A 25903-nucleotide genomic window follows, 5' to 3' on the forward strand; every position below is an offset into this window, starting at 1 on the left:
TTGATTGCTATATCATGTAATAGGATGTAAACTATATATAAGCAATTGTGGTTTGATCTGGGCTGGCCGAAAGGTCTTGGTCCGACTGAGAGCGGGTGTACACCCGCTTATTTTTTGTTACGAGGCAACCAATAGTTGACTCAGATTCAGTATGTTGCTGATGGAAATGGAAAGCTTTAGAATGTGCTACGTGATGTTGACCTGATTTCTTTGCAAGTACGGGGATATGGTTGTGTTTTTCACATCACTGCCAGATGATTTTCCATTGCCATCCTATGGTGTTCCTCTGAGATTTCAGATGCCAACTAAAACTGTTAGTTCGTTCTAACCTTTTATCGATCCGATCATGACACCCTTGACGAAGTATTTCTGGAGGAAAGGATAAATGGCTATGATCGGAAGTGTCGTTACTATGATGACTGCACCTTTTATTGAAATACCTATCGTAGATTTATCTGCAGCACCGGCTGCATCTCCTACCATGCTTGTACCGTTTACGATGTTCCTGAGGAACAGCATGACCGGGAACTGTGAAGATTTGAGATAAATCAAACCATTGAACCAATCGTTCCAGAAAAATACTGCAGTATATAGCCCGACAGTTGCAAGACCTGCTGAGGAAAGCGGAAGGATTATCTTTGTAAGTATGCCGAAGTAATCCAAGCCATCAATCAAAGCTGCGTCTTCCAGTTCGACAGGCATTGACCTGAAGAAGTTGATAAGAAGAATCAGATTGAAGGGATTGATGGCAAACGGGATCAACATGGCCCATCTTGTATTGGTAAGATGCAGATAAGAAATCAAGAGATAGTTTGGAATCAGTCCACCTGTAAAAAACATGGAAAACACGACGAGCTTCATCAGGGGCCTGTTTCCGATCAACCATGACTTGCTCAGAGGATAGGCAAACAGGACCATAAGGAACAGTGAAATTGCAGTGCCGAAGATGGTGTACTGCAAGGTGTTGCCATAGGCAGTAAAGAAGTTCGGATAAGTAAATATCTGTTTATATGATTCTACGTTTATATCCTTTGGCAAAAGGAAAACCTCATTGTTGACTATTGCCCTCGGTGAGGACAAGGACAAGGCCAGAATATAGATGAAGGGCACCAGACACGTCAAAATCGTCAGAATCATTACTATGTTGATCGCAGCATCCAGTATACGTGAACTTCTTGTTGCATATATCTTCATTTTCAATCCTCACTCAATAAATGCTTTCGCCTGTGATACGTCTGGACAGTGTATTGCTGCTGGTAACCAGTATGATGCCGATTATGCCGGAGAACAGGCCTATTGCCGTTGCATAGGAATAGTTCTGGTTCGCGAGTCCCACACGATATACCAAGGTATCTATGATATCGCTTACACCACTGTTGGTCGGGGTATACATAAGCAAAATCTTTTCAAACCCAAGGGAAAGGAGCCTTCCGACATTCAGGATCAACATGACCATAATTGTCGGCATGATGGTCGGAATTGTTATGCTGATGATCTGCTGGAATCTGTTGGCTCCATCTATGGTAGCGGCTTCATACATGTCAGGTGAGATACCGGAAATAGCAGCAAGGTAGATGATGGCTGTCCAACCTGTAAACTGCCATGTATCAAGCAGGATATAGATCATACGGAACCATTCAGGCAAGTTCATGAAATAAATCGGTTCCTTGCCAAGGTGCATCCTTATGATATTCACAATACCGGAACTCGGTGACAGGATTTCCCCGCACATGGCAATGACAACTACGGTAGAAATGAAGCGGGGCATGTAAGAAATGGTCTGCACGGCTTTCTTGAAGAACCTGTTTCTGATTTCGTTGAGCAAGAGTGCAAAGATTATCGGAATGGGGAAGTTGATGACCAGATTGAGCAGGCTCAGAACCAAAGTGTTCTTGAAGGCATTCCAGAAAGCAGGATCTTTGAAGAATAGCCTGAAGTAACGCAAACCTACCCATTCAGTACCGAAAGGACTCATGCCAGGTCTGTATCGTCTGAATGCCAGTACGTTGCCGAACATCGGCAGATATTTGAAGATGATGAAATAAAGCAAAGGCAGGACCATCATTGCATAGAGCTGCCAATATTTCATGAAGTATTTTTTGTTAAATTTGTGTTTTGATATCATTTTGTCTTTTGCCATGTGGTTGCCGGAACTGTAAATAGAATATGAAATGGTAAGAAAAGCCAAGGATAGTCTTTCAGGCTATCCTTGGCTGAGATATGTAAGAGGTCAGAGATTCTTATTGTAGATATCGCAGAACTTTTCAATACCAAGGGATTTCATTTCGGCGACATAAGTGTTCCAATCCTTGTCGATGGATTTTGCCCCTGTAAGGAATGCATCATTCCATCTTTCCCAAGCATCTGAAAGCGGTGTCTGATACAGACCAGCTTCTTCGCTTGCTGCATCATCAAACTTCGGAGTCGGAGGAATTGACTGGATGACATCTCCCATGTCTTCGACTTCTTTGTTGATCTGTGCATAGTTTGCATCATATTTGGTCATTTCACGTTTGTTGATCCAAACCTGCTGTGTTACGTCACTTCCACATCCGTAGGTAGTCTGGAGATACTTGTATATGCCTTCTGGAGAATTCTTTGCAGCATCGACGAACTGTACATTGCCATTTGCATCTTCGTCATAGGTTATGCCCTTGACACCCAGACACCACATCTTGGCATTGTCAGCAGAATAGAACATCTTGTCCACAGTCCGTACAATCTGCTCGAAATCCTTTCTCTTGCTTGTCTTGTAAGGGAACATGATACCTGCACCGGTCTTGCTCTTCGGCTGATGATGTGCACCGGCAGGACCTGCAAGGGCAGGATACATCTGAAGCTTGAAACCGTCGATCGTCGAAGCGCCTTCGACACCACCGATCTGGTCATAATAGGCATAGGTTGCCATGGCCTTTCCAGTTGCAAGTTTCTGTGACCATTTGTCTCCATCAATCGGATCAGCCATTTCAGGATCAAGCAATCCTTCTGCGTACAGTTTGTGGAAGTAGGTGATATAAGCCTTATACTTGTCGCTTATAGCTCCAGGGAAGTATTTCTTTTCTTCATAGTTCCAGCTGAGTGTGTTGGTTCCGGAAGCACTGTTCTTGCCAAGTGAAATACCGAAAGAAGGCATTGTCATCCTGTACAGGACCCTTGGGCCGGCCAGTATGGTAAGCGGATATGAGTCGGGACTATGTTCCTTGAATACTTTCAGGACATGATAGAGATCATCAAAGGTCTTTGGAGCATCAAGTCCGTATTTCTCAAGCAGGTCTTCCCTGATGATAGGACCACCGTCATAGAACGGTACATCGTACAGGCTTGGAAGGTAGTAGAATTTTCCATCTTTCAGCCGTATCTTGTCTATTTCATCAGTCAGTCCCATTTCCTTTACTCTAGCATTGAAGTTCGGGGTCCAGTCCGAATAATCACTTATGGGCACAATGGCACCATTGAGAGCAAGGTTTGAGTTTTCTCCCTTTGTCGTCTGATAGAGTATGACATCCGGAGCATTTGTACCTGTATTCAGTGCAAGGGATACTTTCGTCTGATAGTCAGCAATCGGGATGATTTCCCAAGTTACATCGGCATTTGCACTTTCGTCAGCTGTCTTGACCGTCAGCCAATCTGATTTGAACGGCAATGTAGCATTGTCCGAATAGTACATGGAAAACTTGATTTTGGAACCGGCTGTATTCTGTGAGGCAGATTCACTGGTACCATTTGCAAAGGCCGGAAGCATGCATGCCGTAAGCAGCATGCCCATGACAAAAGCTTTTTTCATATAATCTCCTATAAAAAGTCAATAGTTTCTACGGAAACTATCAAGCTCCGTTTGTTTTCTCCTCATAGGAGACCTTACCTTTAGGCCCCTATGACCTCCTCCGCACTCAGTGATCCCCCGACTTCCCTTACCATCAGGGATTCGTCGAACGGCCTCCTGCTGTTCAGGATCGCAAAGATGACCCTCGCCAGCTTACGCGTCGTGGCTATGATGGACTTCCCCGACCCCTTCGTTTCCTTCATCCTTCGGTAAGCCACCATCAGCCGCCAGCTGCCCGTCTTCTTGGACAGCCGCAGCATCCCCATCGTCGCCTGTACCAGCGCCGTGCGCAGCATCTGCGGCCCGTGCTTCGTTATCCTCCCCAGCAGGACCGTGTCGTTCGAGTTGTGTACCGACGGCACCAGCCCCGCATACGAGGCAAACTTCCTGAAGTCTCCCCCGAACCGTCCCTGCAGGTCACCCGCATAGGCCGCAATCGTCATCGCCGTGACCGCGCCGATCCCCGGCACCGTCCTGAGCAGCGCCACGTCCTCGTTCTCCCCGGCCGTCTCGGCCAGCTGCTTCTCCACTGCCTTGATTTGCTCCGCCAGGTCGTCTATAATGCCGAACAGAAGCTTGAGCGAAGCGGCGGCGGTCTGCGTGAATCCATGGTCTTCGAGATCTTTCAGCAGTCCCTGCCGCTTCCTCTTGCTCTGCAGCTGGCTGTGCCTCGTGTCGACCCCGTAGCCGAGCATCATCCCGTGGACCTGGTTCTTCACCTTCACCTGCGTGCTCACCAGGATGCTCCTGGCCTTCAGCAGCCGCCTGGCCTCCTCGCTCTGCTGGTCGCACAGGTGGCTCTGCGGGAGCATGTCCTTGTACAGGTAGTAGGCCAGCGTCCTCGCGTCGTTCCTGTCGTTCTTGCTCGTGCTCTCGCTGATGACCTTGAACCTGTTCGTGTTCACCACCGTCACGGCAAAGCCTTCCTTCTCGAACCTGTTCTTGAAGTACCGGGCGTTGCCCGTCGTCTCCACGGCAAGCCGTACCGGGCAGCCGTATGCCTCCTGCAGGCCATGCAGCCTCGCTGCCAGCTGTCCCAGCCCGTCATGCCCCCTGGTGACGTATGCCTTCTCCTCCACGGGCCTTTCCTCGTCTCCGTCCGCAAGGACGCATACCGTCACCTGCGTCTTGTGCAGGTCCACGCCTACGTCCAGCCTCTCCGTCCCTTCTTCCATGCCGTTTGCCATATCAGGCCTCCTCGCTTCAGTTTCCGGGCAGGACGGCTTCCGTTCGGTGATTCCTTCCAATCTCCTATCCGGCCTCAGCCGCATCGCTGCGGCGGACCACTGAGTGATTCGATGTAAACCCTTCCATTCTCCTTTGCGACATCAAGTGCCATTAGATATGCCGGACTTGCATCTCAGCCTTCCTGCCTGTACCTTCCAGTATAGACCCTCCAGCTCCTAGGTAATCACCAACTATTTACTTTTTATCACTCCTCCTTATGTGTATCCCTGAAGATGTTGCTATGGATACGCTTGATGTTCAAACTCTGTCCTCTGTGTTTACAGTGGTTTTTTCTCTTTGCTTTTTGCCGAAAAAAGTTCTAGAGAAAACACTGCTGCCACCGGGATGAAGCAGGGTCTTATGGACCGGACTTTATCTATAGACAAGTATACCTGCAAATACATAAAATGCAACAAAATTTTTCATGTCATCAAAATATGGATGAAAATAATTTTCATTATATCAAAAGAGATACATCAATAGGAAATCTTTCCCAATATGGCAGGATGCTGTGCGTAGGTTACGGAGGGCAGATTGTTGCAGGCATGCTGCAAAGTCTCGTTTGCAAGAAGTGCAAAAGCAACAGCTTCCTTTGCATCACTGTCGTATCCTATCTCCTCGTTTGTAAGAATCTGTGTGTTTGGGAGCAAGGCTTCCAGATAGCCGAGTATGTTCGGATTATGACAGCCTCCGCCTCCGACGATGAGCTTGTCCATGACCAAGTCTGGGCTGGCACTCCGCAGTCCTTCTGCAATGCAGAAGGCTGTGAAGTATGTTACAGTCGCTATGGCATCGTAGGGTGGAATCCTCCATGTTTCTGCCTTCCTGAGCAGTTTTGAAACATAGTGGTTTCCATACCGTTCCCTGCCTGTTGTCTTGGGAAGGGGACGGGTGAGATAGTCATCGTCACACAGAGATGCGAACAACTGCTCGTTGACCTTTCCTTTTTTTCCCCAGGTTCCGTCTTTGTCATAAGTCTGTTTGCCTTGGCTGTAGCAAAATACCAATTCATCGATGACCATGTTTCCTGGACCTGTATCAAAAGCAATGACTTCATCAGGATTGCAGCCGGCCTTGAGGATGGTAATGTTACCGATCCCGCCGATGTTCTGCAAAGCAATGTTCTCATGTTCGCTTCGGTACAATATGAATTCAGTATATGGGACCAGAGGGGCTCCTTGGCCTCCTGCAGCCATATCCCTGACCCTGAAGTCAGAGACGACCGGACAGTCGAAGGCTTCATTGAGAAAAGATGGTTCTCCAAGCTGGAAAGTTCCCCGTACCATTTCTCCAAGATAAGGCTCGGCTTCCGGCAGATGGTAGAATGTATGTCCTGCAGATCCGATGAAGTCGATGCTGTGTCTGTCTACATGGCAATGGTCGCACAGAGCTGTTGCAGCTTGGGCGAATTTTTGTCCAAGCAGTACGTCCATCATCAGCAATTCCTTGCTACCGCCTTCGGTGCCTTGCACGAGCCTTGCCAAAGCTGTCCTTTCTTCTGTGTTGTATGGCAAGGTAAGAAAGTCAATTTGTTTGACTTTTGTCGTAAGGTAACTGCCTTCTATCTCAACCAAGACGGCATCGATACCATCAAGAGAAGTCCCGCTCATCAGCCCGATTGCAAGTTTCTTCATTTTCTGCCTCTGATAAAATCCCGGTATATACCAGGCGTAGAACCTTCGATCGATACTGCAGCTACGCATTTTTCATAGAATTTTACAGGCCCGACACTGCCTATGATTGCATAGGCGTAACCTTCATCTCCCAATGCCTTCAGGCAGCTCAGCAGCAATGCTTTGCCTATTCCCTTATGCTGTTCGCTTTCCAGGACCTTTGTGGGACCGAAGAAATCCAAGGCTGTGGCATTGTAGCATGCGTAACCGAGTATATCCTTTCCTCGTGTAGCAAGGAAAAGGGAAATCGGAGCCCTTGAGAAACAGACGGTTGCTTCACCTTTTGCGCTCACTGTCGAATGTTGTTCTATCCACGGCAGGATGGTATACATGTCCGGAGCCATGGCCCTGGATATACATATACCCTGTTTTTCCATCTCAGCTAATGAAGGCGTGATATCAGGAAGGTCATATAAACGTACCAGCATATCCATAGGTCAATCCTCCTTATGCCTGCCGATGAAATCTGACAGTATATCCAACATCGGACCGGTATATTCATAAGCATATATCAGACAATCAAAATTATCACCAAGCAGATAACCATCATTTGTATTCCTCAGGACCAGGAGTGTCTTCTTTGCCTCGATCCTTTTACAGAGCTGCTCATAGAGCTTCAATTGACCAGTGAATACGTGGGCATTGTAGCTCCCGATCCACAGAGAAGACGGTGCAGGCATTTTTTCGATACTGTTGATGATTGCATTGATTTCCGTTTCTGTCGGATCAGGAGGAATTACCAATGCATTGCCACCGAGCTTTCCTTGCAATGTTCGTGCAAAGGATAAGCTGTTCTCGGCGTTGCTTACATTTGTTGCCCTGAACAGGTCCGGTGCGATGAACAGCGGCTTATTGCCTGTTTCTGGCAGCCTGCCTTTTGAGACTGTCAAGGTTGCTTTTCTGATCTGTGCTATCTTTTCTTTCTCTTCATTGCTGAGAAGAGGGCCGTCTTGTCGGAGATGTACGTATCTTTCCTTGAAGCTTCTTATCTTTGCACTTGAGGTTTCATACTGCTGTCGGTCAATTTTTCCCGATTCCAAGGCATGGACAATACCTTCGGCAGCTTCAGCTGCAAGCAATGGATGGTGGGAGATGAATACGAGGTCAATACCTGCTGCAATGGCAGCGGCAGAACCTTCGACCGAACCATAATAGCGGCTTATGGCTTGCATTTCCATGCAATCGGACAGTACCAAACCTTTGAAACCAAGTTGTTCTTTCAGCAGGCCCGTGATGATTTTTTTGCTCATGGTTGCCGGAATGTGGTCGGGTTCAATCTGGGGATAACGTATATGGGAGGTCATGATGGCAGGTATGCCTGCTTCAATTGCCTTCTTGAAAGGTATGAGCTCACACTGCTCAAGTTCTTCATAGCTTTTGTTGACACAGGGCAGGGTCAGGTGGCTGTCTTGGGAAGTATCTCCATGACCGGGAAAATGTTTTCCTGCACAGAGGAATCCTAGCTTTCCATAGGTCGTTGTGGCAAGTTCACCCCATTTGGCTGCTTCTGCAGGATCTTCTGCGAAGCTCCTGATACCTATGACAGGATTGTTCCTGTTGCTGTTCACATCAAGGACGGGTGCAAGGTTACAGTTGATGCCTACGGAAGAGAGTTCCTTTACGGTAGCTTCGATGCAGGCAACAAGGTTTTCTGGCCTGCCGGTGGAAGCAATGGCAAGAGCTCCGGGGACATTGGTAAAATCATTGCTGAGCCTGGTGACCATACCGCCTTCTTGGTCAACGGCAATGAAAGGAAGCGTACCGGTTTCTTTCAATATCAAGGTATTTATTTCAGCTATCAGTGCTTGTAGTTGATTTCGTGATGCTATATTGTCTGCAAAGAGTATGACATTGCCTATCTTATATTCCCTGACAGACTGTATGAATGCGTCAGTCATCGACGTACCATGAAAACCAGTTATGAAATGTTGTCCGATATCAATTTTCAGATTGTCATCTGTCTTCATATGCTGCTCCTTCGATACAAGCTGTAAGTTGCAATCTGCTGCCTATAAGTTGCAAGGCTATCGTCAGTATCCTCAAGAAGCTTTTCTGCTCCTTTTTCTTCTATGTCATTTCTGAAGGACTTTCCCATCAGCCTGTCCATATGTTCGTTTTCAAAACTGAAATCTTTTGGATAGCTTTCCAGCAACAATTCCATAGTTCTGATAGCAAAGGCAACTGGTGCGAATTTTTTTTGATCAAGTATATGAATGATGGCCCCATTACAGACTTTCCCTGCATATTTGCCTATCATTGGAATGAAATGAGTCGGTGTTGTAATAGCTGTTCGTCTGCAGACAGTTGCATTGAGAGTCTTGGACAACTGCTCGGCATTGATGAAAGGAGCACCCAGTTGCCTGAAAGGCAGGTAGGTACCACGTCCTGCACTGATGTTTGTACCTTCGAACAGACAGGTGCCTGCATAGGTCAGGGCCGTTACTTCACTGGGGATGGCAGGACTGGTCGGGATCCACTTTCTTCCAAGTTGGGTGAAACTGTCTGTTTTTCTATAGCCTTTCATTGGTACTACAGTCAAATCCACATCGATATGATGGAAGCCCTTCAGGAACAATGCCAATTCTCCGATTGTCATACCATAACTGACAGGAAGGCTAGAAGGTCCGACCATGGAATAGGAGTCAGAGGCAAGGATATTTCCCTCGATGAGATATCTGCCTGCAACCAATGGCCTGTCAAGGACAAAAAGAGGTTTGTTGGTTCCAGCCAGGCTGTACATGACCTGTTTCAATGTGGTAATGAAGGTATAGAATCTGAGGCCAAGGTCTTGGATATCAACGATGCAGGCATCGAAGGTCCCCATGCTACTCTCTGGGAAAATTGCAAGGTTTTCACCGTAGAGGCAATAGACGGGCAGGCCTGTTTCCTTATCAACTGTCGTCGTAAAGCTCTCTCCGTCTTTGAGATTTCCGTAGATTCCATGTTCCGGAGCAAACAAGCAGCTCAGATGGAAGTTCTTGTTGATACAGGCAATGCTGCTTTCATAGTTCAGACCAACGCTTGCCGGGGTGGTAAGCAGGCCGATTCTATAGCCGTTCAGCTTTTTCCCATAGGCAGGATCCTGTACCAGATTGGACAACCCGTAGGCAAACATACGTTCCTCCTGATGGCAATCCGGTTCATGTGCATAGTACGGCAGCAGTGATACTGACGACTACTTGCAGGAAGATGATTCCATTCTAACAGGAAAGATCTGTGCAATTTTACATGGACAGGTCACCTGCCATCATGAACTCATGATAACTTCCTTTGAAATATCTTTGCAAGTTGATGTCTTGTGTTTTAAAAAATATTTTCAGGAATCCTGTTATGAGAGATTGTCAGGTTACTGAAGATGCTGTTCCTTGATCAGATCTGCTGAAATGGCTATGGCGTGGTTGATACACTGGGCACAGGAAAGAAGTGGTTCCCCGTTTTCCTTATCCTCGCCTCTGAGGGTCGCGCAAGTGGTACTGCCGCATGTTTCTTCGAATCTGTTGACCAAGGTTCCGGCCAACTCATAGGTTTTTTGTTTTGACAGGTTGTGTTCGACATCGCCTGAGGCAGTGAGCAGGGAAAGGAGTATGGCACTGCCTGTAATTGCTCCACAGGTACCCTTATGGCCACCGATGCCTGCACCTAAGCCCTCAGAAATCCTGACAAGTGTAGGCCGGTCAAAGTCCGGTAACAATTCTTCATAGGCAATCAATGCAGATTGAGCACAATTATAGCCCTCATTGTGCAGTGACTGAGCTTTTTCCTGGTAATAATCCACTGTTTTCATCAATCCGTTTCCTTTTTATTTGAGACAGGATACCTGCATCAGCATTACCTGTCAATGCAAGGAACAATGGAGATAAGCCCGGTAAGGAATAGCTTTCAGATATGCCCCAAAAATGTGTACAGAGTGTGTAGAAAGAAGTAGTTTTATGTGTATCCTGTGAAGTCTACACTCATTCTGAGCAGAAATCTATAGAATATTCCCATACGTAATTAATTTGGAGGCATAAGTGCTATGAAGCTTATGGGAAAGAAAACACTAGTGGCCGTAGTCGGAATGATTCTACTTTGCGTGGCTCCGCTGCTGGCTTCATACGAAGGGTTGTCGGTTTCAACTTCGTATCCTGCTTTGAATGTCAGTGACAGTGATATGATTGTCTTTGATTTGAAAGTAAACAATTACGACATGGCACCGGGTCGTGTCGATCTTTCGGTCAGCGGATTACCCAAAGGATGGGATTACCAGTTTGTCGGCGGTGGCGGACAAGTAAGTGCTGTCTTTGCTGCTCCGAACAACCCCGTTGATGTACAGTTGTGGGTTATCCCCAATGACGGAGTCAAGGCCGGTTCCTATGACTTCAATGTTACGGCTAATGGAAAGGATGCTACTTACAGCCTTCCGCTGACCGTACTTCTCGGACAAAAACTTCCTGAGCGTCTTTCCCTGACTACCGAATTGAAAACCATAAACGGTGCTCCTGATTCGGATTTTACGTTCCAGGTGACTCTTCACAACAACAGTGCCGCAGAGACTTTGATCAATCTCAATGCGACGGTACCTGATGGATTCAAGGCGGCGTTCTATGAGCAGTATGGATCCAAGGAAATGAGCACAGTCAGTATCGCTGCCGGCGCAACAAAGACCATGAAAGTTACAGTGACACCTCCTCAGGGTGTATCTGAAGGTAGTTATCCTGTAACAGTCATTGCCAAGGCTGCAACTACCAGCGCAGCTGTACCTGTAACCTTGCAGGTCAAAGGTCAGCCGAAACTTGCACTTAGCGGCGAAAATGGGATTCTTAGTTTCTCTGCTGTAGCAGGCAAGGAAAAGGTGTTTACTTTGGAGTTGAAGAACAGTGGTACTGCCGATGCGAAAGATGTATCCCTGACTGCTTCCAGCCCTTCCAACTGGAATGTAACATTCACTCCGAGCAAGCTTGATTCTGTAGCTGCTGGAGCTACTACCAAGGTCAAGATGACGGTAAATCCGTCAAGCCAGGCTATTACCGGTGACTATGGTCTTACTGCAAATGCCAGCACGAGCAGCAGCCGGGTTTCCCAGCAGTTCCGTGTGACGATCAAGACAAGTTCACTTTGGGGCTTGGTTGCAATACTCATCATTGCCGGTGCAGTCATTATTCTGTTGCTGGCTGTCAAGAAATTCGGGAGAAGATAAGGGGGCTCGGATATGGCTATTGAACAAGTTGTAAATGTTCAAGACCTGCAGAAGATCTATCCTAACGGCAAAGTTGCCGTGGGTGGCATCTCCTTTGCCCTCAACCGTGGTGAAGTGTTCGGTCTGCTGGGACCCAACGGTTCCGGCAAGACTACGACGATCCTGATGCTTCTGGGGTTGCTTGAACCAACCGATGGTAAAGTCAGCGTCCTGGGGCACGATCCCTTCCGTACACCTTTGGAAGTGAAGCGCCATGTGGGATACTTGCCGGACACCGTAGGTTTCTATGAAAACATGAGTGTGTATGACAACATTGATTATACCACCCAATTCTTGGGCTTTCCTAGGAAGGAACGCATCAAACGTATTGACGGAGCCCTTGAGCGCATGCATCTGACTGCACGGAGGAATGATAAAGTCCGTACGCTGTCCCATGGTCTCAAGCAGAGGCTTGGATTTGCGGAAATTCTTGTCAAACAACCTGAGATTGCAATCTTGGATGAACCTACGCAAGGCCTTGATCCTGAAAGTGTCAGTGAATTCCTTGATACAATCAGTTCACTCAGGGATGAGTTCGGTATGACGGTGTTGCTTTCGAGTCATCAGCTTAATGAGGTCCAATCTGTCTGCAATAGGGCTGGGCTTTTCAGCGAAGGCAAGTTGATCCAGAGCGGGACTATAGAAGAATTGGCTGAAAGCCAGTTCGGCAACAGCAAGATTGTTGAGCTACGGCTTGAAAAACCGATGGATATCACATCGGTAGTCAAGGGGATGACTGGTGTTACCAAGCTTGATTCTCAGGATCGTAAGGCTTGGTACCTCGAATGTTCGACTGATGTACGTTCTGCATTGGTGAGGGTACTGGTGGACAAGGGTATCAACATCGAATCTGTGACGTTGCAGCTTCATTCGTTGGATGACATCTACAAGTCCTGTTTCAAGGAGGTAGCAAATGAGTGAGCGAGAAGGTTCTGCCCTGACAGGGCTTCGGGTAGTCTTTGCCAAGGAACTTCAGGATTTCACCAGAAGCATCAGGATGATTGTCCTTACCCTCTTGATTCTCTTGACGGCAGGTACAAGCATCTATGTGGCTGCCAAGACGATGAAAAGCTATGTTGATGAGGATTCCTTTCTGCTGTTGAGCTTGTTTACCAGTTCAAGCAATCCTATTCCCTCTTTTTTGTCGTTGATGTCTTTCTTGGTACCTTTGACTGGCATAGCGTTGGGATTTGATGCTATCAGCAAGGAATTCCAGGATCGTACATTGGGTAGGGTACTATCACAACCGATTTACAGGGATGTATTGCTGTTTGGCAAGGGCCTTGGGTCTTTGGTGGCCATGGCTTTGGTGCTATTGGCTCTTTGGTTGCTGGTTATCGGCTGCGCAATGCTGTTTCTTGGCGTGCCTCCTACAGGTGAACAGATAGGGAGGGCTTTGATCTTCCTTCTGATAACCTTGCTATACGGTGTGCTGTGGTTTGTGATAGCAATGTGGTTCTCGATTCTGTTCAGACAGAGTGCTACATCTGCATTGGTATCCATTGCCCTGTGGCTGTTCTTCATGATTTTCTGGCCTATCATCGCTCAGTTGATTGCATATGGAGTAGCCGGAGGAAGCCAGGTGGTAGCGGCAAGGACTTATTCAGTCCTGTCTCGTTTCTCACCGTATGTGCTCTATAGTGAAGCTTCGATTGCAATCCTGAATCCTACGACCAGGTCTCTGGGAGTCGTCCTGTTCTACCAGATGCAGGGAGCCCTGGGTGGTTCTCCGCTTCCGTTCGGACAGAGCTTGTTACTGATTTGGCCGCAGCTGACTTCATTTGTTGCTGCAATTATCTTGGTATTTACGCTTGGATATGCGAAATTCCAGCGGATGGAAATCAGAATGTAGGTTCTTCTACAGGACTTTTCGATTGTGTATCTTCGAAGGGGTCTGCCATGGCGGCAGACCCTTTCCCTTTGGTTTGCCCGGCATGGGTGTTATCCAGAGGGTGGAAGTCCGTTGCAGGTTGCGATGCAGGAGTGCAGATGAAGTGGCTGCATGGGATGAAAGACAACATTCTTAACCGGGGAGGTCTTCGGGGCAACCTTAGGCTGCAATGATGCTGTTTGACGGTCGTAGACAAACGGACACGGAGCTTTGCGAGAGTATGCTCTGTCCCGACAACATTGGAATAGCCGTGCAGGACGTGAAACGAAACAATGGCAGTGCGGGAGTCGACGGCCACATGCGGGAGGACTGGGCACGGATCCTGGCAAGGAAGTACAAGCCTCAGCCGGTCAGGAGGGTCCATCAAAGGATACCTTGAGGACAGAACAGTCCCGGATCCACAGGAGAATCCGCCAATGTCTATGGAAGCAATGGAAGAAGCCTGGGAGAAGGGAGGAGATGCTGAACGACTTCCATGCCTATTCCAGCAACAGGCACTGGTGTTCCAGCAAGGCAGTGCTCAATGCATCCATTCCGAAATCGACGATAATCCGAGAGTACGGATTGCTTGACATCGAAGCCTGTTACAGGCAGGCGCATGCCAGGAGAATGGAGACAGACAGACGTGTACGTGAAAGTCGCCAGCTAACGCTGGGATCCGGATTTGATTGAACCGCCGTATACCAGGCCGGTACGTACGGTGGTGTGAGAGGAAAGGTTCTCCGGTGATCCGGAGAACCCGACCTACTCGATTTTCTGTCCATACTAAGATATTTTCTGTTTCGATATCAGGTAGCAGACCCATGTGTTAGTCATATCCCAGATGAAGCAGGCCATTTCCCGTGTCTCCGCCACCATCGCCACATTGCAGTTCTTGCCCTTTTTCCCCAGCTGTGTGATCCTGCCTCTCACCCGCCTAGAACCCCTGTTCGCATAGGCTATGATCGACGGGCTCTGCTCCTGTTGCCTGACGAGTAATGCCGTACGGACTGTGCTTTTCTTTTTTAGCTTTCATCCTTGTAGCTTCTTCCAGATAGTGATTGTGCTCCTTATCGAACATGTAAATTTTATTAGTAGAATTATTTAAATCCACCCCTACATAAATTATACTTTCCATTATGACTTCCGATTTGTATGTGCAACGCTCCATATCTGTAAAATTGATTTTTTCTAAGTATGGAGTCAAATTCATGTCTATTTAAGTGTAAGTACTCATTCCCTGAAAATTATTAGTAGTACTTAATCCTTGATACACTTTAGGAAATAAGGCGATGCCGTTATTAGAAAAACACTGGACAGGCTGGTTAAAGTACTTTTGATTCTTTCGGGTAGACATACTCTTAAATCTTGGTGCTGGTACCTCTGTGGAAAAATTAAGCTTGAAAGTATAGCACTGCTTTCTTGAACCTTTAATGCTGTTTATGCTGTGGAGTTGTGATTTAGTATTAGAATTAACATCTAGGCCTTGTTTTTTCATTTATAATATAGCAAAAATGCAGAAAGAGGAGAAATATGGAAATTAAAAGGAAAATGAGTGATATTGCAAAAGAAGCTGGTGTCGGTTTAGGAACTGTCTCACGCGTATTTAACAATGATAGCCATGTTTCAGATGAAACCAAGAGTAAAGTACTTTCAATTGCCCATAAATATAAATATACTCCCAATATTGTTGCTGCAAAATTAGCTAGAAATTCTGTTCCTGATACTACGATAGGTATTCTCCTTCCAGATATTGGTAATCACTTTTATTTTGAGATTTTTGAAGTTATTTATCGGGAAATTAGGAAAAAGAAAATGAATTTGTTGATTTTTAATTATGAAAAGCATAATGAAAAAATTATTCGTAATGTATTGGAAAGTGGTATTTCTATTCTCTTGATTTTTAATTTTAAGCTTGATGATACTGAACTTGATTTGCTAAAATATCGTAACATAGAACATCTATATGTCAGTTCCTCAGAGAAAGAGGACCAATGCATATATACAGACAATTTAGAAGGTGGTCGTATTGCTGCACAATATCTTCTTGGGAAAAAAGTTTGTCATCCTTGTTATATTGCTGATAAAAATCATTCAAAATCTAGTTTTGATCGTTTTAAGGGATTTTCTGAAGTTGCTAATCAGAATGGAATCACTGATATTCCTATTTTTGATGGGGCATTGGAAGAGAAAGCGGGAAGAGATATTGCACGAATTATCTTGCATGAACAACAAATTGATGGTGTATTTTGTTATTGTGATGAAATAGCTGCAGGTGTGATAGAAGAATTACGCAATTGTCATGTAGCAGGAATCCATGTCATAGGCTTTGATGGGTTACAAGTTTCCCGTTATATAGGTTTTTCCACGGTTTCTCAGGATCCCCATCTTATTGCATGTGAAGTTGTTGTTGCTATTTCTCGTTTTTTGAATGGTAAAAACGGAGAAAAAGTTTTAATTCAAAAATGTATCAGACCTTTTCTGGTAGATAGGAACAGTTGATATTCAAGTGAATATGCTTTTTAAAAGTTCTAAGCACGGTTATTGCGGTTTTTACCAATATCCAGCAACAAATCATAATAATTTATGCTAATTACGGGACATAAAACTTGTACGAATAGGATTGTGTTCTATGGTACTAGGCATATTGCCAATATGTATGAAGCAATGTGTGTAGCAGGATTCTCAGTTCTGACTTGGGCTGGCGTTGAACAGTTTGTAGTACAAGAAACCTGAACTAATCCATCTCTGTAAATAATTTAGATCAGGATCTGCCTGAATCTGTCTGTACTATACCTTTGGCCCACCTCTAGAACTTTGCCGGGAACCTTCAACGAAAGCTTCGAGAACAGTTTCTTCGCTTCATCAGAAATCTGTGAGGTGCATCATAGCGTAGAGCTTTTTGTTTTAATCAGTTTTGCTGTAATGCCTCTAAGGGTTTGGGAGATTGAGAAATAGGTCAAGACTATTTTCTCTTCAGCATATCGGACTAGGACCATTGTCATCCAGCAAATGAGGATGTGGAATTTGATTCTGTCGTCTATCATGTGGTACACAGGATGGATCTCAAGCACATCCTTTATGTCCCTGAACATCTTTGCAGTTTCAGAGAGCTGCTTGTAGCCCATGGCAATCTTAAATGCAATCTTTGCCTTGTCAATTCTGAATATGCCAACTTTCGTCCGAACGATGTATCTGCTGAAGGTTCCGTGAGAACGAAGTACACAAGCCCCTTTTGTATGATTCTTCCCCTGCATCTTGGGAAGGTCACCAAGTCTGCGTTTTATGTCGTCGACAATACTTTGAAAATCTTCTTGACATTTACAACGCCATTCGCTTTCGAAGATCATAGGCAGAACCCAGTTTTTGATATGTTTCAAGAAACAAAATGGAACTGTCATAGTTGAAACTCCAAACAAACAAGTCAAAGAACGCTACAAGACTTTTGAGATTTTCCAAACCTTGATCCATGAAATTTCAAGGAAGAATTGGGATCAAAAGTGTAGTGCCAATTTTGGACATTTTTAGCAGAGCGATTAACAAGTAGATTCTTTATATAAAAAATATTAGGTACGTAATATATCTATAATATCAATTAGATTTCTGCAAATATAATAAAATAAAATTGACATATACGGCTAATGGACATTATACTGTATTGTATGGAAGCGCTTCCAATTTGCTTTGTCAGGTTTAAATGAATCATTTTTTGTATAGCTATTATTTCAGAAGGAGTGTTAGATGCGTACTAGAGTATTTATTATGTCAATATTGATTGCATGTCTTGCTTTCACACCATTAGTGGCACAAGGGTCACAGGAACAAAAACAAGAAGGACCTGTTGGAATTGAATTCTTTTCAATGAAAAATGAAGCTCAGGGTGTAATGGGAACTTTGGTAGATAATTTTGAGAAACAGAATCCGGATATTAAAATTACTCAAACTTTTGTTCCTGATAATGAAACTGTATTTAAGACCCGATTAGCATCGAAGGATGTTCCTGACGTGACGAATATTTTTCCTGCTACTCCGTTTTATAAAAAAGTGTTTACAGAGGGATTCCTTGCTGATTTGACGGGTCAAAAATTTTTAGATCAAGTACCTGAATTTGTACGGAAAATAGCTGAAGCTGATGGAAAAGATTTTGCACTTCCTGTTACTTTAAGTATTTTTGGGTTGTATGTAAGGACTGATATACTAGAGAAATATAATTTGCCGAAACCTACAACATATGATTTGCTAATCAGCGATTGTAAAGCTCTTAAACAACATGGTATTATACCTATTTCTTTTGCAGATAAAGATACTTGGACTATAGGACAAATTCTTGAACGATTGATTGGTGTTATTAACAATGACAATGACAGTGAATTTAAGAAAATTGCTGATGGGTCACTTGCTGTTGCGGATTCTTCAACGTTGCGGACTTTCGCAAAAATGATGGTAGAGTTGCATGAGTATAGCTATGATGATTCGATGGCTGTTTCTTATGATGATTCTCTGGCGGATGTAGCAAGTGGAAAATGCGCTATGTTTATTATGGGGAGCTGGTCTTTGGGAACTATTGAAACGAGTGATCCTAATATTGATACAAAACTTGAAATGATTCCTTTCCCAAATCCGACAGGAGGAGAAACAAGGGTTCCAATCAATATTGATACTGCTTATAGTATTTCAGCTACGACTCCTCATAAGGATGCATGCCTTAAGTTCCTTACATTCCTTTCTGAGACTAATAATGCACAATTATATGCAGATGAAGAAAAAACTCCGAATATTATCAAAGGTGTCAATTATAATGTAGTTCCTTTTAAATCAATTGTAGATAATTATCTTAATAAGGGAAAAATATTCCTCACCCCTGTCAATATTTGGCCTAACGGATTGCGTGATCAACTGAAGGTCCCTGCACAACAACTGTACATAGATAAAAATGTTGATGCATTCCTTGCTTCTTGTGGTAAGATCATTAAAGATTACTATAATAAATAGAGTAGGATGAGAGAGTTTCGTAGTAGGCAACATAGGCTGTTGTCTACTGGAAGCTCTTGAGAAACGTCGAGAATATCCAAGGAGCAACTGATGGCACGACATGATAATATTCAAATTCATTCGTTTTGGACGAAATCTCGTACATTTATTTTCTTTATGATACCGGGATTATTTTTTTATACATTTTTTTCTATTTTTCCTATTTTGATGGGTATAAGATATAGCTTTACAGACTGGAATGGGTTTAGCCCTCATTTCAATAATGTGTTTTTTGCAAATTATATGAAGATATTTCATGATGATACTTTTCTCAATGCAATGAGCTTTACTTTTAGATATGCATTTGCTTTGTTAGTTACAGGGACTGCATTGAGCCTGTTCGTTGCCATTGCCTTAGACAACAAAGGGAAGTCAATTACTTTTTTCCGAGCATTGTACTTTTTCCCTGCAGTTTTAAGTATGCTTACACTTGGACTCATTTTTAACCAGATTTATTATAGAGCTCTTCCAATACTTGCGGATGCGACTGGCTTAGTTTTTCTCAAAGGTGTGCTTTCAACTCCGAGCAAAGCTTTTTGGGGGGTGCTTTTTGTACATATTTGGCAATCTATTCCTATTCCAACGATTCTTTTTCTTGCTGGTTTGCAAACTATACCAATGGAACAAATTGAAGCTGCAAGCATTGAGGGAGCAAATAGTTGGCAATGTTTCTGGAAAGTAAAATTACCTTTTCTTTATCCAACATTGACAATTGTTTTAGTATTGTTTTTAAAAAGTGGTTTGTTGGTTTTTGATAATATCATGGCAATGACAGGAGGTGGACCTGCCGGTTCGACAATTAGTCTTGCATATGTTATATATCTTCATGGTTTTACTGAAACAAAATTCAGTTATAGTATCGCTGAAGCAATTTTTGTCGGATTGATTATCTGTGTAATATCGGCTTTACAGATTTCCTATAGCAACAGAAAAAAGGTTGTATTATGAACAGAAGAAATAATAAAGTAACAGGAATTGTCAGATATTCATTTCTTGTCTGCGGCGGAATATTGATTGTACTTCCGATTTACCTGACATTTATCATTCCATTTAAGACGGTTGCAGAAAGTGCTGCAAATTTTTTTGCTTTTCCTAAGACTTTTTACTTGGAAAATTTCAAGCAAATAATAAGTTCTCCTAAATACTATGTTGCATTTGTCAATACAATTTATGTAACAGTAGGTACATTGTTGGTTGGCTTACTTGTTATGCCAATGATGAGTTATGCAATTTCAAGATCAATGCCAAAAAATAAAATATATAAGAGGTTTTTGCAAAACTCACGAATGCCTGAATAAATATTCACGGATGATGCATATCCATGCAGAAGCCATGCCTGACAGCTGCAGGGGATGGAAACCGGCCGCATCACGTAGCCTTCATGGCCTGCCGCAGGCCTGCGCGCACACGCAGGACGGACGCCCTCCCGGGTGCCTGCACTCTGCCATCATTTCCATTCCTTCCTGCTATGCGCTCTTCTTCCTTGCCGCCTGCTGCCGTGCTTCCAGCACCTTGCCCATCCGCTTGACGGTCAGCAGCAGCACCGCAAGCCGCAGGTCGAAACGTGCCCTCGGCCCCCGGCCGTACAGCGCCTTCGGCAGGAAACACTCCTTCAGCTCGCTGTTGGTACGCTCCACCGTGGTCCGTGCCCGGTACCTGGCGCGTCCCGCAGGGTCCATCTCCTCCTTGGCCCCGTTGCGGTCGGCCTTGAAGTCGATGAGCGGCACCCTGCCCATGGCAAGCACCCTGTCCCTGATCGCCCCGCTGCTGTAGCCACCGTCCATGAGGGCATACAGCCAGGTGCACCGCCCTGCGGCGATGCGCAGCAGGGGGATCGCCGGCTGCGTGTCATGCACGCACGCCCCCGTCACCGCACTGGCCACCGGGATGCCGCTGTCGTCCACTGCCAGGTGTACCTTGTAGCCCACGCGCCACTGCATGTGCCCCCTGCTGTTCCGCTTCCCCGTGACCGTGCACCGCTGTTCCAGCGTGGCCAGGTAGGCATGGGGGTCCCCGCTGTCGCGCAGCTGCACCAGGCGTGCCTCCTGCCCCTTCCTTTCCTGCACCGCCTTCTCCTCTGCGCTGCCGGCCTTCGGGCGGCCCCTCCGGCCCTTCTGCCGCTTCGCCCTCACCGCAGGCTTCTCCCGTGCATCCACGGGCGTGCTGTCAAGGCTCAGGTGGCACACCGTCCTGCCTGCATAGAACTGCCTGCACAGCCGGTCATGGATCCCCCGGAAGTCCATCTCCTCCAGCAGCCGTGACGTCCGCCTGCTCACCGACGACGGGCTGGGTACCCGCCCCAGCTGTGTCACCGTCCTCAGGTTCGGGCTCGACTGCAGCAGGGCAACCGCAGCCGTGACGGTGTCCAGGCGGAAGAAGAGCAGCACCGCACGCACCGCCAGTATGTCCATCAGGCTGTAGCCCCTGCGCCCGGTACGCCCTCCCGCAGGCCGTGAAAGCCGCGTGGGGACCAGGGCAACCAGTGCCTGCCAGTAGCGCAGGAACTCCACCTCCTTCGGGGTGGGCTCAAGGAAGAAGCAGCCGCACAGGTCCTGCCGGTCGAAGAGGAGGGGTTGCAGTGAAAGGCGGTTCGGTGTACTATCCATGGTAAAGGCTCCTTTTATTCTTTTTTACAATCAAAGTATATCAAAAGCGAGCCTTTTTTCATACCCTAAAAAGAATTGTTTTTCAAGAAAAAGATGACGGTACACCTGTCCTTTGCCGTACGGGGCGGGGCTGTCCTCCCGGCACCATGGCATGCCGGTGCAGCCTTCCCCTCAGTTTCTCCCCTTTCTTTCCCTTCCGGGCACAGGCCGGGAATCCTGCTGAGAAAACTGCATATTTATGCACACTGACCCATCAGTTTCGAGTTTTGCAAAAACCTCATAAATATTTATATTTTTTTCTACTTGCAGGTATATTTGTTCCGTTTCAAGTTAAAATGATGCCACTAGTCATTTTGATGAGTAGACTAAAAATGATGAATACTACAGGATTGATATTGTTAGCAATTGGAAGTTCAACTTGCGAGGCGGTGTTCCTTTATGTTGGCTTTCTTGATTCGATTCCTAGGAGTATGGAAGATGCAGCTTGTATTGATGGTGCGACTACTGCACAGACATTTCGACTTATTATCTTTCCATTAATGCGTCCTATCATAGCAACTGTGTTAATTAAGAATGGATTATGGATGTGGAATGATTTTATGATGCCCTTAATTATTCTTAATAGAACATGGAAAAATTGGACATTAACACTTTATCAATATAATTTTCAATCAAAATATACAACAAATTATGCTTTGGCTTTTGCAGCATTTGTTATTTCTATGTTACCGATTATGATATTTTATGTGTTTATGCAAAAAGATATTATTGGTGGTTTGACAAATGGTGCTGTGAAGGACTGATGGAAATTAGGAGAAATTGATTTATGAAAATTCAATATTTAGGAACTGCTGCAGCTGAAGGAATTCCTGCAGTGTTTTGTAACTGCGATTTATGCCGTAAAGCACGAATTGCCGGTGGGAAAAACTTACGGACTAGATCCCAGGCACTCATTGATGGGAAACTATTAATTGATTATCCACCTGATAGTTACACACATATGCAGTCTTATAAGCTAAATTTTGCCACTATTTCATCTATTATTGTAACTCATTCACATCAGGACCATTTTTATCCTTGGGATTTTATTTTTAGATCTTCTCCTTATGGATTCAATTATGCGGGAAAATTAACAGTATATGGGAACGATAAAGTTACAAAGAAAGGACAGGAATTAATTGCTCAACATTTTTTGCAGGATAAAAACGCTGTAGAATTTCAGTATCTAGAACCTTTCAAACCATTTGAGGTTGAGGGGATTACAGTTACAGCATTGTTGGCTACTCATGATCCAAACGAACATTGCTATATTTATCTATTAGAGAAAGAGGGAAAAAGATTGGTCTATGCCCATGATACAGGTTTTTTCCCTGAAGTTACCTTCTCATACCTTTATGGTAAACACTGCAACTTACTCAGTCTCGATTGTACGATGGGGAGGCTTAATGATGGACATTATCATATGGGTCTTTCAGACGATATATCTTTGGTAGAAAAGCTGACAGATATGGGATGTTGCTGTTCTGATACAACTGTAGTACTTAACCATTTTTCCCACAATGGTGGATTACTTTATGAGGAACTTAATCAATTAGTTGCTTCTCGCGGATATACTGTTGCCTATGATGGACTTGAGATTGAAGTCTAGGGTATGGGTGTAGTTGTCAACAATTTTCTAAATCCGTAATAGATTTTTCTAGATGGATAATTATGCAAAATTAGCCTGAATACCTTTACATTACTTGTGTCTTGCTTTTGTCATAATGTTGACCAGGCTCTGTTCCGTTACTATCAATACCGTATTCGACAACCACAAGCTGCCTGTTTCCACTGTCAAGAAGATTTTTCATCATACCGCGTACAAGAAGACCGAGGCTACGTTTGCCATCCATATCGTACATGGAGCCAGCCTGTACCACGACAAGGACAGAGCACACGGCATATTGATAAGGAAGCTCGGCCTGGAAGACCATGCATTCAATTCATGTGACCTCAAGGGAATGCCTGACAGTGAGAACCCATTGGATCCGATAAATCGGAAATGCTTCTATCTCCAGTGGTTTCTGCATGCCCATTCCGGTTTCAACAGGCAAAATATCTCCGGTTACCTCAACCTGTTCTCTTTCATCAACAGCAAACCCATGGATCTGTACATGAAGGTCGAAACGCTGCTGACCTGTGCATTGACTGATACAAATATCGTCAAATACCGCGACTTGTTCTGCCAAAGTAGTTCAGATGCCGACTGGAAGCAATATTTACCAATTCTCTGCAAATGATGATTCTTGATTTTTGTCAGAGTTACGAAGCACTGAGCACATGATACCTAGCTAAGTTTAGGGAATTGTCGATGGCTTCCTCATGATACTTGCCTTAAGCTATATTAATCTGCTATTACATACTAGTCATGTAATACAATTATTTGCAATATAATAAAATAGTATATCTATAGCTTGATATTTAAAACTGTCGTCAAGTTACAAGGGAATGTATGCATTTGCATCTGTATAAGCTAATGTCTGTTGCTATATTCGATTGCAATGGAAGTATCCTTGCCTGACAAGTCAAGAAATAAGCACATTTTTGAGATGAAATGCTTTCTTTTTTGATATTTTTAGCTCTTTCATTGATAAAAGTTGCAACTATTTGGATTTTTATCCATAATCTTTCCTAATATAAATGAAACGGATGTAGATATCTATGCTGAAGGATTTGGCAGATGCAACGACTGAACACCAACCTTTTAATCTTTAGGTAACCAATGTCAAGGATGTAATCAGGAAAGGATTTCTGCCTCTTGTAGTTTCAAAGGGAAAAAATGAATAAGAAGAAAGAATTTTTCTATTTGGTATTTCCGATTGTATTGGTATTGCTGGTTCTGTTCGTCGTACCGATGATATTTATATTGGTTACCTCTCTGAAAAACGGAGGTATCGAAAATTATATCAAGTTTTTCTCTGATCCCTTTTATTTGAAAATACTTTTGAATACGATCAGGATTTCTCTTATTACGACCCTTGTTTGTCTGTTGGTCGGTTATCCTGTGGCTTACTTTGTCGCACGGACGGAATCAAAGGTGAAGAATATCATCATGATTGTCATTCTCTTCCCATTTCTTGTTTCATCTGTAGTCCGTTCATATGGATGGATGGTTATACTTGGGAAAAAAGGATTGCTTAATCAATTTCTGTTGTCTGTAGGCCTTATCCATGAACCGCTCAAGATTATGTATACCTCTACAGCTGTCATCATCGGTCTTGTACATCTCTTGCTTCCGTATATGATATTTTCTTTGGCTGGCATCATCCAAGGGATTGACAGGAACCTTGAAGATGCTTCACAAAGCTTGGGAGGTAACCATGCGAAGACTTTTTTCAAAGTGTTGCTTCCTTTGTCTTCTCCTGGCATACTTTCGGGCTCTATCTTGGTGTTTACGCTGAGTATGACGAGTTATGTTACCCCACGATTGCTTGGCGGTGCAACTTTTCTTATGGTCGGAACGATGGTGTTCCAGGAAGTAAGTATCAATTTCAATTGGGGGATGGCATCTGCCATCAGTTATGTGCTGCTCTTTTTCATATTGATTTTCTTGATTTTCTTCAATCAATTGGAAGCTAGGGTCAACAGAAGAATAGGAGAAGATGGATATGCGCAATAATGGTGGACCTGGCCTTTTCACAAAGATATTTTCAATTGCGGCGATTATATTCCTGATTGCCCCGCTTTTGGTAATTGTATTGGCTTCGTTCAGCCCGACGGCCTTGGTAACTTTCCCTCCCAGGGGATTTTCCCTGGCTTGGTACAGAAACATAATTTCATCCTCAGGGAACTTTATCAGCGGACTTGCCGATAGCTTGGAGGTCGGTATTGCGGCAACTGCAATTGATATGCTTATTGCGGTGCCGGCAGCCTTGGCCGTGACACGGTATCGGGTGAAACTGCAGAAACCCTTGGTAGTTTTCTTTGCCTCTCCGATGTATATTCCTTCAATTACATTTGCTCTGGTTCTGTTGCAGCTTTTTGCCATGATGGGAAGGGTTCCGGCTATAATCAGAATTTTTGTTGGGCATCTTATCATCATCATGCCGTATATCTTCAGAAATACCTATTCCATGCTGACGACCTATGATTGGACGCTTGAGGAAGCTGCGGCATCGTTAGGTGCCAGTCCTCACCGTACTACTTTTGATATCACGCTTCCCTTGATAAAGTCAGGAATTGTATCGGGAGCAATTCTTTCGTTTTTATATTCTTTTGACGAAGCTGTCCTAGCGAGCATGCTGAATTCGCCGAAGTTTATTACCTTGCCTGTCAGGATCATGAACTATATGGAATTTGCCTTTGACCCGACATTGGCTGCAATATCGACCCTGCTTATTCTTTTTTCTTTGGTGATAGTAGCTATCATAGAAAAAGTGGTAGGGCTTAATATGTTCCTAAAGTGACGTAGGAGAGAAC

At 44.6% G+C, this 25903-nt stretch carries 26 protein-coding genes; 14 read left to right on the forward strand and 12 right to left on the reverse strand.

All coding sequences use genetic code 11. From position 1 onward, the window contains the following. Window positions 1-324 precede the first annotated feature (324 nt). From LKE40_10870 to LKE40_10910, 9 genes are all read right to left on the reverse strand, one after another. Window positions 325-1194: a carbohydrate ABC transporter permease gene (locus tag LKE40_10870; protein MCH3917930.1), complete on the reverse strand. Its 870-nt coding sequence runs from the start codon at window positions 1192-1194 to the stop codon at window positions 325-327. Between the two features lie 13 nt (window positions 1195-1207). Next, entirely contained in the window at window positions 1208-2140 is a 933-nt protein-coding gene (locus LKE40_10875; GenBank protein ID MCH3917931.1) for an ABC transporter permease subunit, read from the reverse strand. Window positions 2141-2230: 90 nt separating this feature from the next. Next, window positions 2231-3784, reverse strand: a complete 1554-nt coding sequence (locus LKE40_10880) for an extracellular solute-binding protein (protein ID MCH3917932.1) — start codon at window positions 3782-3784, stop codon at window positions 2231-2233. 80 nt (window positions 3785-3864) lie between these two features. Then, window positions 3865-5010 (reverse strand): IS110 family transposase, encoded by a 1146-nt coding sequence (locus tag LKE40_10885; GenBank protein ID MCH3917933.1) that lies wholly within the window; start codon window positions 5008-5010, stop codon window positions 3865-3867. A 516-nt stretch (window positions 5011-5526) separates the two neighbouring features. Beyond that, window positions 5527-6684 carry an anhydro-N-acetylmuramic acid kinase gene (locus tag LKE40_10890; protein MCH3917934.1) on the reverse strand — a complete coding sequence of 386 codons (1158 nt, stop codon included), beginning with the start codon at window positions 6682-6684 and terminating at the stop codon, window positions 5527-5529. Next, window positions 6681-7157, reverse strand: a complete 477-nt coding sequence (locus tag LKE40_10895; protein ID MCH3917935.1) for a GNAT family N-acetyltransferase — start codon at window positions 7155-7157, stop codon at window positions 6681-6683. The genes LKE40_10890 and LKE40_10895 overlap by 4 nt, the downstream gene beginning before the upstream one ends. 3 nt (window positions 7158-7160) lie before the next feature. Beyond that, window positions 7161-8690, reverse strand: a complete 1530-nt coding sequence (gene nagZ / locus LKE40_10900; protein MCH3917936.1) for a beta-N-acetylhexosaminidase — start codon at window positions 8688-8690, stop codon at window positions 7161-7163. Beyond that, window positions 8687-9838: a DUF1343 domain-containing protein gene (locus tag LKE40_10905; protein ID MCH3917937.1), complete on the reverse strand. Its 1152-nt coding sequence runs from the start codon at window positions 9836-9838 to the stop codon at window positions 8687-8689. The genes nagZ and LKE40_10905 overlap by 4 nt, the downstream gene beginning before the upstream one ends. 231 nt (window positions 9839-10069) lie before the next feature. Then, the gene (locus tag LKE40_10910; GenBank protein MCH3917938.1) at window positions 10070-10507 is read right to left on the reverse strand and encodes a C-GCAxxG-C-C family protein; all 438 of its coding nucleotides are present in this window, start codon (window positions 10505-10507) and stop codon (window positions 10070-10072) included. A 231-nt stretch (window positions 10508-10738) separates the two neighbouring features. On the opposite strand from LKE40_10910, the gene LKE40_10915 reads away from it, so the two are divergent. The 4 genes from LKE40_10915 (at window position 10739) to LKE40_10930 (ending at window position 14501) form a co-directional block, all read left to right on the forward strand. Next, on the forward strand, window positions 10739-11899 hold the full coding sequence (locus tag LKE40_10915; protein MCH3917939.1) for an NEW3 domain-containing protein: 1161 nt from the start codon (window positions 10739-10741) through the stop codon (window positions 11897-11899). Between the two features lie 12 nt (window positions 11900-11911). Further along, window positions 11912-12859, forward strand: a complete 948-nt coding sequence (locus LKE40_10920) for an ABC transporter ATP-binding protein (GenBank protein MCH3917940.1) — start codon at window positions 11912-11914, stop codon at window positions 12857-12859. Beyond that, window positions 12852-13790, forward strand: a complete 939-nt coding sequence (locus LKE40_10925) for an ABC transporter permease (protein ID MCH3917941.1) — start codon at window positions 12852-12854, stop codon at window positions 13788-13790. Before LKE40_10920 ends, LKE40_10925 begins: the two co-directional genes overlap by 8 nt. Before the next feature lie 249 nt (window positions 13791-14039). After that, window positions 14040-14501, forward strand: a complete 462-nt coding sequence (locus LKE40_10930; protein ID MCH3917942.1) for a hypothetical protein — start codon at window positions 14040-14042, stop codon at window positions 14499-14501. Window positions 14502-14745: 244 nt separating this feature from the next. On the opposite strand, the gene LKE40_10935 is transcribed toward LKE40_10930, so the two are convergent. Next, entirely contained in the window at window positions 14746-14946 is a 201-nt protein-coding gene (locus LKE40_10935; GenBank protein ID MCH3917943.1) for a hypothetical protein, read from the reverse strand. Window positions 14947-15359: 413 nt separating this feature from the next. Between LKE40_10935 and LKE40_10940 the strand changes: the two genes are divergently transcribed. Beyond that, window positions 15360-16310: a LacI family transcriptional regulator gene (locus LKE40_10940; GenBank protein ID MCH3917944.1), complete on the forward strand. Its 951-nt coding sequence runs from the start codon at window positions 15360-15362 to the stop codon at window positions 16308-16310. A 383-nt stretch (window positions 16311-16693) separates the two neighbouring features. On the opposite strand, the gene LKE40_10945 is transcribed toward LKE40_10940, so the two are convergent. Then, the gene (locus tag LKE40_10945) at window positions 16694-17188 is read right to left on the reverse strand and encodes a hypothetical protein (GenBank protein MCH3917945.1); all 495 of its coding nucleotides are present in this window, start codon (window positions 17186-17188) and stop codon (window positions 16694-16696) included. 361 nt (window positions 17189-17549) lie between these two features. Between LKE40_10945 and LKE40_10950 the strand changes: the two genes are divergently transcribed. From LKE40_10950 to LKE40_10960, 3 genes are all read left to right on the forward strand, one after another. Then, the gene (locus LKE40_10950; protein ID MCH3917946.1) at window positions 17550-18800 is read left to right on the forward strand and encodes an extracellular solute-binding protein; all 1251 of its coding nucleotides are present in this window, start codon (window positions 17550-17552) and stop codon (window positions 18798-18800) included. A gap of 90 nt (window positions 18801-18890) precedes the next feature. Next, window positions 18891-19787: a sugar ABC transporter permease gene (locus LKE40_10955; protein ID MCH3917947.1), complete on the forward strand. Its 897-nt coding sequence runs from the start codon at window positions 18891-18893 to the stop codon at window positions 19785-19787. Next, a complete protein-coding gene (locus LKE40_10960) occupies window positions 19784-20137 on the forward strand; it encodes a hypothetical protein (GenBank protein ID MCH3917948.1) in 354 nt (117 codons plus the stop codon). The genes LKE40_10955 and LKE40_10960 overlap by 4 nt, the downstream gene beginning before the upstream one ends. A 168-nt stretch (window positions 20138-20305) precedes the next feature. On the opposite strand, the gene LKE40_10965 is transcribed toward LKE40_10960, so the two are convergent. After that, the gene (locus tag LKE40_10965) at window positions 20306-21445 is read right to left on the reverse strand and encodes a transposase (GenBank protein MCH3917949.1); all 1140 of its coding nucleotides are present in this window, start codon (window positions 21443-21445) and stop codon (window positions 20306-20308) included. Between the two features lie 93 nt (window positions 21446-21538). Here LKE40_10965 and LKE40_10970 point away from each other — a divergent pair, with 93 nt between their 5' ends. From LKE40_10970 to LKE40_10995, 6 genes are all read left to right on the forward strand, one after another. Further along, a complete protein-coding gene (locus tag LKE40_10970) occupies window positions 21539-21694 on the forward strand; it encodes a hypothetical protein (GenBank protein ID MCH3917950.1) in 156 nt (51 codons plus the stop codon). Window positions 21695-21783: 89 nt separating this feature from the next. Further along, on the forward strand, window positions 21784-22248 hold the full coding sequence (locus LKE40_10975; GenBank protein MCH3917951.1) for a carbohydrate ABC transporter permease: 465 nt from the start codon (window positions 21784-21786) through the stop codon (window positions 22246-22248). A gap of 23 nt (window positions 22249-22271) precedes the next feature. After that, window positions 22272-23093, forward strand: coding sequence for an MBL fold metallo-hydrolase (locus LKE40_10980; protein ID MCH3917952.1), 822 nt, complete (start codon window positions 22272-22274; stop codon window positions 23091-23093). A 115-nt stretch (window positions 23094-23208) separates the two neighbouring features. Next, entirely contained in the window at window positions 23209-23724 is a 516-nt protein-coding gene (locus LKE40_10985; protein ID MCH3917953.1) for a hypothetical protein, read from the forward strand. A 539-nt stretch (window positions 23725-24263) separates the two neighbouring features. Beyond that, on the forward strand, window positions 24264-25103 hold the full coding sequence (locus LKE40_10990; protein MCH3917954.1) for an ABC transporter permease: 840 nt from the start codon (window positions 24264-24266) through the stop codon (window positions 25101-25103). After that, the gene (locus tag LKE40_10995) at window positions 25093-25890 is read left to right on the forward strand and encodes an ABC transporter permease (GenBank protein ID MCH3917955.1); all 798 of its coding nucleotides are present in this window, start codon (window positions 25093-25095) and stop codon (window positions 25888-25890) included. Before LKE40_10990 ends, LKE40_10995 begins: the two co-directional genes overlap by 11 nt. Window positions 25891-25903 lie beyond the last annotated feature (13 nt).

The organism is Spirochaetia bacterium (genome assembly GCA_022482625.1).
In the GTDB taxonomy this organism is placed as follows: Bacteria; Spirochaetota; Spirochaetia; order Sphaerochaetales; family Sphaerochaetaceae; genus Pleomorphochaeta.

What these genes read in the sequence shown, in the direction of transcription:
- LKE40_10870 (MCH3917930.1), bottom strand. Translation starts at nt 1,194, where the DNA reads ATGAAGATATATGCAACAAGAAGTTCACGTATACTGGATGCTGCGATC.
- LKE40_10885 (MCH3917933.1), bottom strand. Translation starts at nt 5,010, where the DNA reads ATGGCAAACGGCATGGAAGAAGGGACGGAGAGGCTGGACGTAGGCGTG.
- LKE40_10915 (MCH3917939.1), top strand. Translation starts at nt 10,739, where the DNA reads ATGAAGCTTATGGGAAAGAAAACACTAGTGGCCGTAGTCGGAATGATT.
- LKE40_10895 (MCH3917935.1), bottom strand. Translation starts at nt 7,157, where the DNA reads ATGGATATGCTGGTACGTTTATATGACCTTCCTGATATCACGCCTTCA.
- LKE40_10985 (MCH3917953.1), top strand. Translation starts at nt 23,209, where the DNA reads ATGTTGACCAGGCTCTGTTCCGTTACTATCAATACCGTATTCGACAAC.
- LKE40_10875 (MCH3917931.1), bottom strand. Translation starts at nt 2,140, where the DNA reads ATGGCAAAAGACAAAATGATATCAAAACACAAATTTAACAAAAAATAC.
- LKE40_10995 (MCH3917955.1), top strand. Translation starts at nt 25,093, where the DNA reads ATGCGCAATAATGGTGGACCTGGCCTTTTCACAAAGATATTTTCAATT.
- LKE40_10890 (MCH3917934.1), bottom strand. Translation starts at nt 6,684, where the DNA reads ATGAAGAAACTTGCAATCGGGCTGATGAGCGGGACTTCTCTTGATGGT.
- LKE40_10925 (MCH3917941.1), top strand. Translation starts at nt 12,852, where the DNA reads ATGAGTGAGCGAGAAGGTTCTGCCCTGACAGGGCTTCGGGTAGTCTTT.
- LKE40_10910 (MCH3917938.1), bottom strand. Translation starts at nt 10,507, where the DNA reads ATGAAAACAGTGGATTATTACCAGGAAAAAGCTCAGTCACTGCACAAT.
- nagZ (MCH3917936.1), bottom strand. Translation starts at nt 8,690, where the DNA reads ATGAAGACAGATGACAATCTGAAAATTGATATCGGACAACATTTCATA.
- LKE40_10935 (MCH3917943.1), bottom strand. Translation starts at nt 14,946, where the DNA reads ATGGAAAGTATAATTTATGTAGGGGTGGATTTAAATAATTCTACTAAT.
- LKE40_10950 (MCH3917946.1), top strand. Translation starts at nt 17,550, where the DNA reads ATGCGTACTAGAGTATTTATTATGTCAATATTGATTGCATGTCTTGCT.
- LKE40_10880 (MCH3917932.1), bottom strand. Translation starts at nt 3,784, where the DNA reads ATGAAAAAAGCTTTTGTCATGGGCATGCTGCTTACGGCATGCATGCTT.
- LKE40_10940 (MCH3917944.1), top strand. Translation starts at nt 15,360, where the DNA reads ATGAGTGATATTGCAAAAGAAGCTGGTGTCGGTTTAGGAACTGTCTCA.
- LKE40_10960 (MCH3917948.1), top strand. Translation starts at nt 19,784, where the DNA reads ATGAACAGAAGAAATAATAAAGTAACAGGAATTGTCAGATATTCATTT.
- LKE40_10990 (MCH3917954.1), top strand. Translation starts at nt 24,264, where the DNA reads ATGAATAAGAAGAAAGAATTTTTCTATTTGGTATTTCCGATTGTATTG.
- LKE40_10965 (MCH3917949.1), bottom strand. Translation starts at nt 21,445, where the DNA reads ATGGATAGTACACCGAACCGCCTTTCACTGCAACCCCTCCTCTTCGAC.
- LKE40_10955 (MCH3917947.1), top strand. Translation starts at nt 18,891, where the DNA reads ATGGCACGACATGATAATATTCAAATTCATTCGTTTTGGACGAAATCT.
- LKE40_10905 (MCH3917937.1), bottom strand. Translation starts at nt 9,838, where the DNA reads ATGTTTGCCTACGGGTTGTCCAATCTGGTACAGGATCCTGCCTATGGG.
- LKE40_10920 (MCH3917940.1), top strand. Translation starts at nt 11,912, where the DNA reads ATGGCTATTGAACAAGTTGTAAATGTTCAAGACCTGCAGAAGATCTAT.
- LKE40_10975 (MCH3917951.1), top strand. Translation starts at nt 21,784, where the DNA reads ATGCCACTAGTCATTTTGATGAGTAGACTAAAAATGATGAATACTACA.
- LKE40_10980 (MCH3917952.1), top strand. Translation starts at nt 22,272, where the DNA reads ATGAAAATTCAATATTTAGGAACTGCTGCAGCTGAAGGAATTCCTGCA.
- LKE40_10970 (MCH3917950.1), top strand. Translation starts at nt 21,539, where the DNA reads ATGACGGTACACCTGTCCTTTGCCGTACGGGGCGGGGCTGTCCTCCCG.